We start from the raw sequence: 12,765 nt of genomic DNA on the forward strand, positions 1-12,765 counted from the left end.
ACTCGATAGTTGTTTTCACTAGCATCAAATTACTGTTTGCAAGTCGAGAGCTGAGCATTTTTAGAAATGCTGCTGAACAAGTGTAACTGCGCATTCAGAAAATAGGGTGACTTTAATGCACATTAAAGTCACCCATGTTCACAGTGTTCAACTGCATAGTACTCTTGAAAATAAAGATCTAAATCAATCAACAGTCAGTTGTCGTTGATTTTGAAAGGCTGTGGCGTACACTGGAACAAAGCGAAGGGATTCAATCAATTATACCTATCCGGCGAGGAACGCCAAAAGCGTGATAGGTATACCCTGTCTGAAAACCCTCCAAATATCCATTTAGGGATACATGTATACCTATTAAGAGTTGAGTGCCCACAAGGAAACTCATGGACGAGATTACCAAATATCACGAATTAGCCAAAGATGCCGGAAATAGGTTGCGAGCATATATTTTGTCTGTTTCATCAGGTGCTACGGGCATCTTCTTTTTGGCTCTAACTAAAACCGACAAAGCCCCTCTTTCTTGTTCAGAAAAGTGGCTACTTTCAATTGCGCTTGCTTCCTTTGTTTTAACAGTATTTTTGTGTCTTTATGAGTTGCGAATTGATGCTCAGCGCTTCTTTTCTTTAGCCAAAGAGCTTGGTAAACCAAAGGCTGAACAAAGCTGGGATAAAAATGAGCAATTCAAAAGCATACGGTATTGGCTTATTCATATGTCCTATGTGACATTAGGTGTTGCTATTGTCTCTACAAGTTTATATTTGGCTTCAAAGATCGTAGGCACTTAACAAAATGTTCAAGCAGGATGCCAAAACTATGCGGTGATTTAGTTTTGGTGCTTCGCAAGTTTAGCCCTAAATCGCCGCTACATTTTGTCACCCCCTAACAGGGAGTTATACGCACCAAGGAAGTCATGTGAAAAAAATCACATTAGATGAAAGGTTTGACGTAGAAATACGGCTTAATGAAAAGTTCGATAGCATTTATTCTCTTTGCTATGCGCTTATCGATCTTCAAGCAGTTGCAAACTCAACTGCCTACATCACATCTAAAAAAGAACTTAAAAATGAGAAAGTCCCAACCACTGTCAGATCTTTTGGCAAAAAATATAAGGATGAACTCAAGTTAAAGAAATTTTCAGAAGGCAGCTTTATCGCCACCGTCGCCGCAGGTGTTGCAACAGGCATTATTCTCAAGTTTCTCGATAAATACTTCGATAGCTCTCAAACTCGGCATATTCATAATCATGTTCATATACACAACGATGAACAACGACCTCCGATAGAAGTTAAATTTAATAATCCTCAGGTTGAGCAGCACATTAACGAGGTTCTAGATAGTGTTGAAATTGATCGCGAGAACGTTGAGGTCAGCCTAGAAAGGGCCATAGGTGCAATTAATGAGTCAGGTATTCTTGGTCAGCAACATATCGTGTATGCAAGCAACGGGCTAACTGTATTGGCGCATGACATTGAGCGGTTAGGTAGAAATATCAACATCAGCATTTAATAAATCAATCAACTACGCACGTTTGGCGCCGGAGCAGCCAAGATGCTGCCGGTTATTGAGGCGTAAAATGTCTTTTGGTGATTGTATAGCAATCAGGAGGAGCAATGGCTCTAAACATAACTAATATAACGATCAAAAATTACAAGTCATGCATCAATACTAGTTTGCAGCTTTCAGGGTTTACTCCTTTGGTTGGCTATAACAACGCTGGTAAATCAAATTGTTTATCGGCACTACAATGGTTACTTAGAAAGTCGAGTCTGTCTGAAAAAGACTTCAACGAGCCTGCCAATCCAATTGAAGTTGAGGCAGAGATTAAAGGTGTTTCACAGGCTTTGTTAGATAGCATGCCTGAAAAGCAAAAGAAGTCGGTCGAGAAGTACGTTGAAAATGATGTGCTTAGTATTAAACGAGTTCAGCTAGTGCCAGCAGCTAAAGCAGCTGAAATTAAACTATCAGTAAAAGACCCTGCCACTGGTCAATGGGTTGTTAACCCAACGGGAATAGACAATGCTATAAATGCATTACTCCCTGAACCTATCCGTATTGGAGCAATGGAAAACGCGGCCGAGGATGCATCGAAATCGAAAAATACTACAACCATAGGAAAACTATTAGCGCAGTTTCTTGAACCAGTTAGACAAGCTCATGAGCAAGATCTCAATACTCATTTATCCGAGGTTAGCAGAAGAATCTCAAGTGATGGTGACTTGAGGTTTGGGGAGTTGTCTAATATCGACACTACAGTTAATGCCAAGGTTGCTGAATTGTTCCCTGGAATGACTGTAAAGTTACATTTCGAAACGCCTACGATTGATGACTTAATCAAAGCTGGAACACTAAAGGTATTTGAGGGACAAGGTGATGGTCGAGACTTTGCGTCTTATGGCCACGGTGCACAACGGTCTATCCAAATGGCATTAGTCCAATACCTCGCAGAAATTAAACGTAATGTTCCTGAGCTAACTACTCTGCTACTAATCGATGAACCAGAGCTATATTTACATCCCTTTGCAATTGAGCAAGTTAGAGAGGCTCTATCTTCGCTGTCAAACTCAGGTTATCAGGTGCTTATTACGACTCACTCAGCACAGATGGTTACGCCTGAACTGGCTGAAACAACCTTACTTATGCGTAAGAATGATCAGCAAGGCACATATACTAGGTTGCGTCTATCTGACGCAATACAACAGGTTGTGCCAAATTCTGTTCATCAAATGGAGCAATTATTTAGCCTTTCCCACTCAACCCAAGTTCTCTTTGCTGAAAATGTTGTTCTTACTGAAGGCAAGACCGAACTTAGGCTACTTCCATTTTTGTATAAACAAGCCTGTTCCAAAACGATGGGGCAAGAGAAACATGCATTGGTAGCTCAAAGTGGTGTAAATGACACCAAGAAGTCATTAGAAATTTTGGCGGCAATGGATCTGCCCGCAAAAGCAATATGTGATTTAGACTATGGGTTAACAGGTGCTATTCGAGATGGTTTTGTTGGTGCAACATCACCTGAAGTAGTTGCAATTAAGTCGCGTTTAGCTCAAATCGCTCCTGCAAATAACATTGCTTTAAATGGTGTCGGTCTCCCTAAGAAAAGCGATCATTGTACAGCGGCACGAGCGTTTGAAATTCTGGCAAATGATGCCGTTGCAAAACCTCAAATACTCACTTTACATAATGCTCTAAAAGCTCAAGGGATTTGGCTTTGGACCTTAGGTTCAATTGAAGCTCATATAGGTATTCAATCTAAGGATGAAAGTGCATGGGCCCTATTCAAGAGTAATGTAAATCAAAATGGTTTAGCTGCGTCATGCCCAGATCACCAGTCAATATTAGATCTGGTTGAGTGGCTACGAAACTAGACATTTAACAAGTGACTTTGGCTTCCGCTCGTACTTCGATTTTGACCAGAAAAGAGTTTCAGAGGATTTGCTGCTCTCTGAAAGTTTCATAGATATCGATGAAGTAGGGTGACTTTAATAGAGATTAAAGCCACCTGAATTCCTTCTATCAATTATGCCGAGAGGGTCGTAGTAGCCCGCTTTGGTCAAGCCTAGTTATGCTATCAGCTCCGATGGCGCGTTCTTGTTTAGTCACTGGTTCTTAAACTTCTAGGAGGTGTTAAGCCAGCGCCCCATACATATGTTTTCTTGCTGGTAACATCTCGGATTTCACAGTACCGCTCAAATGCATCTTCAGCTTCTTCATAAGTATCGTATGATTTCCAGCTAGGCATTTGATATCCCGTTATATATTTCATAACGTTTCTGTAAGAGTTGTAAATTCCAGGCTTATTTCCCAAAAATACTACATACCACTTCTTTGGGTGGTCGTTATTTTCGTAAGAAGTACATTTCGACTGCATAGTTGCTCTCCTGCTATAGGTAGTTGCAAGGGGTTAAAATGATTCCCTTCAGCTGCTCTAAGACTTGAATCTGGCTACGCATAAGGGGTTGGTGGTTGACATGTAGTTGATACAAAGGCATCAGCTCTAGGACTGCTTGCCGTGTTTGCTCTTTAGCAATGACATGGAGCCAGTAAACAAACCCGTATTGGCGCACAAACTTGCGCTGCTTTTTGTTGAGTTCGCGCAATAGCGTTGGGCTGTAAAACTGAGTGTCACTCAGTATGTAGGGGGTTTTCTCAAGCGTATCGATAATGATGGCTTTGCCGCCGTTAGTCTTGTAGTGACGTTCAAAGCGAGTAATGTTGATATCGTTCCCATTGAAGCCTTTCAGTAAAGTGAATGGATAGTTGGCCTTAAGTAGCAGTTGCGTTGTTTTGTTATATGCCTTGCTATGGCTGCCATCCGTAGCTCCAAGAATTGCGGTGCCAAGCTCGACTTGCCCATCCGCTTGGTTATGCCAGATATCGATAATCTCTACTTTGGGCTTGTCCCAAAGTAATAGACAGGGTGGATAGCCAACGAGATCTAACGCCGTATCGATTGTTGTTACGTTGGCCTCAGCCATCACCTTTGCGTAATCAAACGCTCCGCAACTTTTCATCAATTGAAAAAAAAGGGCTAGCTGTAGTGAACTAAAGCGGGCGGGATTAAGAACTATCTTGCATAGTCGCTGGTGTGGGCGAACTTGCTGGGTTGTTTCGGATAGACCGGAATAGAGAATAATCTGGCTTTGGTTATCGCCTACCGTAAAGCGAATGTGATATTTGTAATGCTCTTTGTTATTCGGCAATACAGAGGCGGGCCCTCTGCCGACGATGTTTATCTCCGTATTACTTATGCTGGATAAAATAGCCTCTTTAAGATCTTCCAGCTGCTCCTCGGTAAGGTCAATAGTGAACGCTAACTTGTCTACAAAAGGAATTAAGCAATACTGCTCAGGGTGAGCAAATTGGGTTTGCTGTAAATCATGAAGTATTAGGGTTTCGCTGCGACTTCTCACGAAGTTAGCGGGATTGTTAGCCAACCAGCTGTCGAGCGCATATAGCTTGTTAGCTTTGTTAGAACTATCAAGAATAGAACGTGAAGCAGCCGATTTCAGTGGGTTGTAGGCTGACTTAATGTATTGTTCTAGACCCATTGAGAGTGAGCCTGTGGTTAAGAGTACTGATGATGTATTAGTACTTATAGCGTCTGTATTAATGCGTTGAATATTGTCCATTTTGCTCTGTCCTGACCGGTACATAATTGAAAAAGCGGTCACAGTACTCACAGCTCATTTGTGTGAGTACTGTGAGTTCTGATTAATCAGAGCCTTTGTTGATGTGTGGATTGACAACGTAACGCTCTGTGCGGCCAACGCGTTTACACTTAAGCCAGTTATGCTCAACGAGATAGTTGAGGGCAGACTGTGCACGTTGGGTATCGCGACGAATACCGCTGAGGTTGCGTTGGTTTACATCGCGGCGGGTGAATGTTCCTTCAAACGAATTCAGGGTTTCACTTAGGCGGATCGCATCTAGCTGAGATGTTGTTTGAGATGTGTCGAGTAGGTATTGCGCATGTTTAGCGAGGTATTCGGTAAAAGCGATAGCCTTTTCCAGCTCCGGTAGTGCTACATATTCGACCGGTTTGAAGTGACGTTCGGTGTAGTTATAGGATTCGATAACCGTAAAAATCAAAGCAATTTTTGCTGGCAACGGCTGGAACTTTCGAAAGTGAGCCTTGACTGCTCCCGACGAAATATTATCGAACTGCTTTGAGAAGTCCTCCCACCACTCATCGTATACTGCCTGTGCATCATTCGAGAATGGAACTACTCGCTCCTTGAACGGAGTATTTTCATCAAAGAAATGATGCTCCACCAAATCTTTGAGCATAGATTGAATTTTATTTATGACTTTTTGGGGGTTTTTGATGGAGCATGCTGAAGACCAATCATCGGCACTTGAATAAATCATTAGTTGAAAACGGTGAATAAACCCATCATTGTCTAGGCAGTCCTCTTGTGCAGACTGTAAATAGGGAACGAACTTTCCAGGTTGGATAGACCCTAGAATACAAACATTGGCATCTTGAGTTGATTGGTGTTCATGTGTTGCTCTGTCTACTTCGAAAATGCCGAATCCATTGAAAGCTTGTAGCAGTAACCCTTTTAGCTCTTCATTTCCCTTGCGACTGGCTTTTGCAAGAAGTCCAATGATTTCATCAACAAATAGCAAAATGCCGTTGGGGTTTTCGGTGAGTAAATTGAATAATGAGGCAAAGGTAAAATCGCTAGCAACTAAACGTTTCTTTGGGCAGGCAATTGCTTTTTGGTGTACTGGCTGAAGTAACCTAGCAGCTTCTCGCCGTGCTGCTTGAAGTTTTCTCTCATCTCCGAATAAAGCTGCTTCCTGAATGATTTCTTTGGCCATACTTAAGGTGATTTGATGCACTAATTTATGGACATCTTCGTTGCTTTTTTGCTTTTCTCGTTCGTGCTTATATACCTCCTCAATCTCTTCAATGACGGGTTGTATGAGATTGAGGACAGCTTCCATTGCAGGGGTTTTCTTGACGCCAGGGTCTGCAATTAGAACCCCCCAAAGGGTGCATGTAGCGATGAACGTAATGTCTGTCGTAGGCTGAATGTGTATTTTGTGACCGATTACTGCTCCCAACAGAGTCAGTGCAGAAATTGCAATAAACTCCGGTGGACATCCTACGCTGCTTGCTAGGCAGTTCGTTATTGCGGATAAAGGCTTAGGAGTATTGTTCAAACTGTAGCGGGGGAGGTTTGACGTGTTTTCAATGGGAATTGGATGACACCAAATGTCCAACTTATGCTTCTTTATGAGACTACTCGCACAAGTGACTTTGTCAGTATTCTCGGTAGTGTTGTATGCTCCATGCTTGGATAAAACGCCTTCTTCTGAGGGGTATGGAAGGTGCGAAGTTGGCTGTAGTTTGAACTCCCCCGCAGGGTCACAAAGCTCATAATCTAGCTTTTCAAGGTTCTCGACTTTTCTGATGTCTATTAAATAATACTCAGTGTACCTTTTGTTCGACCCATACTCTTTATAAGGAGTAAGTGAGCTAGCTCTTTCTAGGCTTGCGGCTTCGGCACTTGAAAAATCTCTCTTGTAAAGAAGAACCCCCCTTTCGAGACAGGATCTTTTGGGAACTATGATTCTAGGTAATTGCCCATCGGATTTATTCTGCTGTCGTTCCACCTCAGCCTGATGTATCGCCGATTTTGTGATTGTTTTACCGTTTCTAACTATTTGTATCCCAGCTGAAACGCCTACTAATGGCCCTTTAAGTAGCTGTTTTTGGGGAGCTTGGAGTTTTCGACTGTTTAGCGTTGTCATACTTGTATCTCTTTCTATTATTTGAATTTTTTGGACGGTCAAAGTTAAGTTTTTTGTCCCCAATAGAATGAGGGTATAACCTGTCCAGCTGGCAAAAGTGCTTGCTCAGTACTTCCGGCCTCACAAGAAGCCTGCTGATAAGGGTATTGGAATTAACTTTGAGAAACGCACACAGGCTAGCTAATTTGCTGATTTAATATAGGCATCAAATGGATGCTAATGGCATCCATTTGAATGACAAACGGGGGTGGGGTTATATGCTACTATTTAAGAAAAGTAGGTGGGGCAGAATTTCTAACTTAACTGCTCGCAGGTGAAGTGTGGTCGGATAACTAGAGGGTCTATTAGTGGAAAGCGAAGACACAAAAAAAGTTCATAAAAAAGCAACGCGGCTAAGACGAGTGCACTGTTATAGCCAAAGCAAATCTAGGGAAGCCTCAAAGTTTATTAAAAGTTTGATGTGGGCTAGAAATTACCCGAGCAGACCTAATCAGGAGGCAATAATACCTCCAGCAACTTTTCAATTTGGTATATACATTATTCAAAAATGGCTGGCTGCATCAAAGGATGTTCATCAGCCGCTGTTTCTTAGAGGTACTTATGAAGTCATAGCAGAGAAGTATGCATTTTACAGTGATTTTAAAGGGCATTACACAAAGTTTGATTGTGAGAGCAATATTGATGAGCGGGAAGATGCTCCTAGTAGGCAAGCCATTCAGAAGCACCTGCATACCCTTCGGGACTATCAATTCATCAAGTTTGAAAAAGGAAATCAAAAATATCGTAATGGTAAAGTCATGTGGGGTCTGGACATATACTTCGAATTTCAATTTAGGAAGTAGCTTTCATATGTTTTTTGGGCAATAGCTTACTGAGTTGGCCTTGATCGTTCATCCAAGAATTTTTGGGCTTCATCCACAGAGCCAAACAACTCAGTTAATCTGGCAACAGCGAAGAAGTCGTTCTGGTTAGCCAAGGTAATCCAGTGGCAGATCAGGTCGAGGGGAATAGCGTAGATGTCATCCATGATGTTTCCTTATCTTTGTTAGCCCATTCCTTGAGCTTGGAAGATTATAGCAGGTTAGGGTTGTTAGTTGTTCAAAAGCGATAGCATTGCTTGGGGCAGTTGGTTGGCCTGTGCCAGTACCGATGTACCGGCTTGCTGTAAGATTTGCTGTTTGACCTGTTCAGTCGTTTCCTTAGCAAAGTCAGTATCACGAATACGGCTGCGGGAGGCTTCGGAGTTTTCGGCAGTTACCGACAAGTTAGCGATTGTATGTTGCAGCCTATTTTGTACTGCGCCCAACTGGGCTCTTGTACTATCGACTTGTTGGAGCGCATCATCGATGACACCAATAGCATATTGGGCTCCGAAGTATGTCGATACATCAATATCTGACACGGAATAATCTTCAATTTGGTAATGCCCGTTTGGTGAGCCTTCTGCGAAGGTGAAGGGCTTATCGCTATCAAGCTCTAGTATGCCGAAAAAAGTCACTCCATACAGGGCTAGAGGGTACCCATTCACATTCCTAGTGATTTGATCGTGCCTTGGTGCAGGTTTTGCGTACACAGCAGTTGCGCTGGGAGGTTCTACTTGTGCTTGCGAAATATGCACGTTTTCCCCGTTAGGCTCATGAATTACAACGCCGGGATTTGATGAACCGATGATATTCGATTCATATGATGCGGTTATGCCTGATTCGGAAGAGTTACGGTTTATCTGATTAATAATGTCTTGATGGCTGGTGGCATTGACGACACTGGTGGTTACTGTGCCAACTGTAATGTCGAAGCTTACACTATCTGGATCGTTAACCGCGTTGCCGAATGCGTGTATGGCGACATCGGTGTATACAAAAGCCGATACGCCAGTACTTTCTTCGAATTGATTGATTTGATCTGCTAGGTAGCGACTGCTTGAATCAGTTATCTTTGGAACTGATATTTCGGCATCGCCTTTGTAGCCCTCGATCCAAAATGTTTGAGGATTACTGAGTGCCAAAAAAGGGTCAGGTAACAAACCTCCACTTCCCCAACCAGTTCTGGCTCCCCAAGCATAGGAGCCTAATTCATCTGCTGATTTATCGGGAATCGTGACATCGATAGTCTCGTTGGCATTGGCACCCACCTGAAATGCCTTAGAGCCAAATGAACCATCTAATAACTTCTGATCGCCAAATGTTGTGGTTTCGGCAATCCGGTCAATTTCCTTTTGTAGCTGAGCAATCTCTTCCTGAATCGCCTTCCTATCGCTTGCTGAGTTAGTGCCGTTTGCAGACTGCAAGGCCAAATCGCGCATACGTTGCAGAATGTTCGTTGTCTCTTGTAACGCCCCCTCTGCCGTTTGTGCCATCGAGATACCATCATTGGCATTTCTGATCGCCACACTCATTCCATTGATGTTGGACGTGAGCCGATTAGAGATCTGCATACCCGCAGCATCATCTTTTGCTGAATTTATGCGCAAGCCTGAGCTTAACCGAGTCATCGAGGTGTTCAGTGCATCACTCGTTGACCGAAGATTCCTCTGAGCGTTAATAGCTGCCGAATTGGTAATGATTGATGAGGTCATAGCTTAATTTCGAATTCCGTTTCTTGCTTCTCGTGTTCCGGCAGGGCATTGCCGCTTTTTTGACTATGGGTATTAAGAAGCAAAAAACATTCCGAATTGTACCGAAATGGTACATTTGTATTGATCGCATATTGTGCGCACATGAAAGCGATATACGATTCGAACTACAGAAAGCTAATTGGTTGGCTTGCGGCAGAGCGCAAATTTAAGAGCGTTACGCAAGAGGAGCTGGCTAGTGCTTTGAAATATCCGAGTCACAACTACATCAGCAAGATTGAAACGTTTGACAAGAAACTGAGTCTGGTTGAATACGTTCGCTTTTGTGAAGTACTCGAACTAGACCCCAGAGAAGGTATCGAGTTATTGATGACCCACCCCATACCTGAATTTCGTGCTGATACGAAAGCAGAAACCTAACTAAAAGCAATTTCCCTAGTACGTGTATCGATACTGCTCTTTGAAAGTAGGGCGGTAGTTTTGTTGTTCTTGGTCGTTATTAAACAGAGTAGGGGAGGGGTAAAAGCTTGCAAAGTTTAGATACAAAAAGGCCCCGTCCAAATGGACAGGGCCTATTGTAGTGGTGCCCAGAGGCGGAATCGAACCACCGACACGGGGATTTTCAATGCGGTGTCGTTAGGAAATTCTTTAAAAATTAATTGATTACTTTACAATGAAAAGACTTTGCAAAAACTTTGCAGAAAAGAGCTTCTTCATGGCGAATCAATTAGACAGACACGACATTTCTGACGAACTATACGTCTACCTTCAGGATAACAGCAAACGCTGGTATGCCCGTATCAAAGTGGCAGGTAAGTGGTATAGCAAAACTACAAAGCAAAAGGAAAAAGAGAAAGCCATTGCGATGGCCTACCGGCTGCAAATGGAGCTGGAAATTCTGTCCGAGAAAAACCAGCTAGTGAAGTCCAAACGATTCAGGGACGTAGCCGAAAAAGCTATCGCCAGCATGCAACAAGCCATCGATGATGGTGTTGGTAAGCAGATCTACCGTAACTATATCCAAGTGCTCAACAAGTACCACATCCCTTTCTTCGACCGTCTTTATGTTACGTCCATCGACATTACTAAGCTCAAGGAATTCAACACTTGGCGTATCGCTCAAATGAAGCGAGTGCCTGCCAAATCGACATTGCTTAATCACAATGCGGCTATGCAGATGGTGTTCAAGGAAGCTATCGAAAATAAGTGGATGTTGGCCAACCAAGTTCCCGATTTGAATACGTCAGAAGGGGAAGCGCCTCAGCGTCGTGCTCACTTCACGCCACAAGAATATGAGCAGGTTATGGACGCCCTGTATGACATGATGGAAAACAGTCACAAAGAAGTGACTCGCCATATTCGACAGCTAACAGAAGATTATGCCGAGTTTGTGATTTACACCGGAATGAGGCCGGGCTCTGAGCTAGATAACCTAACTTGGGGAGATCTGCACATCGAGCGCCACGGTGACAAGGCAACGTTTCACATCTCAGTTAGAAAAGGTAAAACTACGCTCTACACTGGCACTCGAGAAATTGTGTGCAAGAAAGCCTTGGAAACGACGGTTCGGCATATGGTGAACCGATTTCCAAACCGCAAGGCAAGCGACAAGCTGTTTACGTTACCTGATGGCTCAACGACTTCACGAATTGGCCGCTCATTTGCTGAAGCGGTTAAGAAGGCTGGGCTGGAAAAATCACCGTCAGGTAATCGAACTCTCTATTCATTGCGACATTCCTACATAACTTGGGAATTGATTGCCCAAACTGTGCCGATTGAGGTGCTTGCGCGCCAATGCGGTACCAGCACCGAAATGATTGAACGGCATTACAGCCATGTTATTCCGCGCATGTATACCAAAGAGCTCTCCGGAGTTGATCTTCCTGCAAAAGAAGAAATCGAGAAGAAATGGACCAAACACAAGCAGGCTATTGGGGACAAATGGGCCGAAACGTACAAAACATGGGAAGCGAATTATAAGCGGCGGGGCTGTATCTAAGTTGTCAACTCTTTCAATTGTACTAGAGTGCGGTTAATTAGATAGAACAAGGTCGGTCATACATGAATAACGTAGATAGAGAGCTAGCCAAAATAGCATTTGAGTTGATTGGATTAAATCAATTTACCAATGCAAAGGATGCTGTTCGGATACAGCCAAATACAGGGCCAGCAGAATGCCGATTAGCCATTCACAAACACCAAAGCCATTTCGAATTGTATATTCGAGGAAAGGCGGCTATCCAACAATTTGAACGCTTGAGCAGGCACATCTCGCAGGATTTATTGAAGTTAAACGACAAGCCTGTTTTAGCTTGTCGTCCTATTCATCCGTCTAGCTTAAACAAAGTTGTAGAGGAAGTGGTTATTGCTCTCAGAGCCCTAAATACATAATTTGTTAGGGGGCACTGAGCTATGATACGTAGCAGTTGTTTGTCTATATTTTGTTTTGTTCTGCTTTAACTTTAGTCAGAGCAAATCGTGAGACTAAAAGCTTCCATTTCTTGCCAATAGCTCAAGAAATTCGGCTCCCAGACCACATACATACCTGCTCCCTTTTCAATAGCGCATTCGCCAATTATAGATTGGAAAATACCGCAGCTAAAATCGAAGTCGAGGCTTTTGGTTAGCTCTGCAAAGGGTCCAATACCGACATAGCAGAACTCCGTAATGTACTGGATATGCCATTGGCTGAGATGGCGCTCTAGCCTGATTTCGACAGGTCGGAACCCACCTGATTCGGCATCATAGGATTCATCTCTGAAATTTAGGGTCACAGCATTGCTGGTGACGTTTTTGAGCTGCTCGGCTAATAGGCTTGCGAATTGCTCAGATACAGGAAGTGGCAGTGATGTGCTTACGGTCATCATGGTGTTGTCTCTTGGTTAATTTAAGGAAAAGGCCAGTAGCGACAATGTCGCTACCGGATTTTGAGTTGC

Annotated in this window: 13 protein-coding genes; 7 read left to right on the top strand and 6 right to left on the bottom strand. The window is 43.2% G+C overall.

Annotated elements, in window-relative coordinates:
- The first annotated feature begins 380 nt into the window (after window positions 1–380).
- The 3 genes from CBE68_RS02220 to CBE68_RS02230 all read left to right on the top strand — a co-directional run bounded on the left by CBE68_RS02220 (window position 381) and on the right by CBE68_RS02230 (window position 3,362).
- Window positions 381–782: a hypothetical protein gene (locus CBE68_RS02220; protein ID WP_087504449.1), complete on the top strand. Its 402-nt coding sequence runs from the start codon at window positions 381–383 to the stop codon at window positions 780–782.
- 127 nt (window positions 783–909) lie between these two features.
- The gene (locus tag CBE68_RS02225; protein WP_087504450.1) at window positions 910–1,503 is read left to right on the top strand and encodes a hypothetical protein; all 594 of its coding nucleotides are present in this window, start codon (window positions 910–912) and stop codon (window positions 1,501–1,503) included.
- A gap of 104 nt (window positions 1,504–1,607) precedes the next feature.
- Window positions 1,608–3,362, top strand: coding sequence for an ATP-dependent nuclease (locus tag CBE68_RS02230; protein ID WP_087504451.1), 1,755 nt, complete (start codon window positions 1,608–1,610; stop codon window positions 3,360–3,362).
- Between the two features lie 227 nt (window positions 3,363–3,589).
- Here CBE68_RS02230 and CBE68_RS19060 read toward each other — a convergent pair whose 3' ends face one another.
- From CBE68_RS19060 to CBE68_RS02245, 3 genes are all read right to left on the bottom strand, one after another.
- Window positions 3,590–3,865 (bottom strand): RNase H1/viroplasmin domain-containing protein, encoded by a 276-nt coding sequence (locus CBE68_RS19060; protein ID WP_087504452.1) that lies wholly within the window; start codon window positions 3,863–3,865, stop codon window positions 3,590–3,592.
- Between the two features lie 13 nt (window positions 3,866–3,878).
- On the bottom strand, window positions 3,879–5,126 hold the full coding sequence (locus CBE68_RS02240; protein ID WP_087504453.1) for a hypothetical protein: 1,248 nt from the start codon (window positions 5,124–5,126) through the stop codon (window positions 3,879–3,881).
- Between the two features lie 82 nt (window positions 5,127–5,208).
- A complete protein-coding gene (locus tag CBE68_RS02245) occupies window positions 5,209–7,257 on the bottom strand; it encodes a DUF3987 domain-containing protein (RefSeq protein ID WP_143824464.1) in 2,049 nt (682 codons plus the stop codon).
- Window positions 7,258–7,604: 347 nt separating this feature from the next.
- Here CBE68_RS02245 and CBE68_RS02250 point away from each other — a divergent pair, with 347 nt between their 5' ends.
- On the top strand, window positions 7,605–8,099 hold the full coding sequence (locus CBE68_RS02250) for a hypothetical protein (RefSeq protein WP_143824465.1): 495 nt from the start codon (window positions 7,605–7,607) through the stop codon (window positions 8,097–8,099).
- 26 nt (window positions 8,100–8,125) lie between these two features.
- Here the strand turns inward: CBE68_RS02250 and CBE68_RS18685 are convergent, their stop codons facing one another.
- Window positions 8,126–8,284 (bottom strand): hypothetical protein, encoded by a 159-nt coding sequence (locus CBE68_RS18685; RefSeq protein WP_158100469.1) that lies wholly within the window; start codon window positions 8,282–8,284, stop codon window positions 8,126–8,128.
- Between the two features lie 63 nt (window positions 8,285–8,347).
- Complete coding sequence (locus tag CBE68_RS02255) at window positions 8,348–9,832, bottom strand: flagellin (RefSeq protein ID WP_087504456.1); 1,485 nt, start codon at window positions 9,830–9,832, stop codon at window positions 8,348–8,350.
- A 141-nt stretch (window positions 9,833–9,973) separates the two neighbouring features.
- Here CBE68_RS02255 and CBE68_RS02260 point away from each other — a divergent pair, with 141 nt between their 5' ends.
- From CBE68_RS02260 to CBE68_RS02270, 3 genes are all read left to right on the top strand, one after another.
- Window positions 9,974–10,249 carry a helix-turn-helix domain-containing protein gene (locus CBE68_RS02260; RefSeq protein ID WP_087504457.1) on the top strand — a complete coding sequence of 92 codons (276 nt, stop codon included), beginning with the start codon at window positions 9,974–9,976 and terminating at the stop codon, window positions 10,247–10,249.
- A 295-nt stretch (window positions 10,250–10,544) separates the two neighbouring features.
- The gene (locus CBE68_RS02265; RefSeq protein WP_087504646.1) at window positions 10,545–11,828 is read left to right on the top strand and encodes a tyrosine-type recombinase/integrase; all 1,284 of its coding nucleotides are present in this window, start codon (window positions 10,545–10,547) and stop codon (window positions 11,826–11,828) included.
- A gap of 62 nt (window positions 11,829–11,890) precedes the next feature.
- Complete coding sequence (locus tag CBE68_RS02270) at window positions 11,891–12,220, top strand: hypothetical protein (protein WP_087504458.1); 330 nt, start codon at window positions 11,891–11,893, stop codon at window positions 12,218–12,220.
- A 71-nt stretch (window positions 12,221–12,291) separates the two neighbouring features.
- Here CBE68_RS02270 and CBE68_RS02275 read toward each other — a convergent pair whose 3' ends face one another.
- On the bottom strand, window positions 12,292–12,696 hold the full coding sequence (locus CBE68_RS02275; RefSeq protein ID WP_087504459.1) for a DUF2787 family protein: 405 nt from the start codon (window positions 12,694–12,696) through the stop codon (window positions 12,292–12,294).
- Window positions 12,697–12,765: the final 69 nt, after the last annotated feature.

The organism is Neiella marina (genome assembly GCF_002165625.1).
Taxonomy (GTDB): Bacteria; Pseudomonadota; Gammaproteobacteria; order Enterobacterales; family Neiellaceae; genus Neiella; species Neiella marina.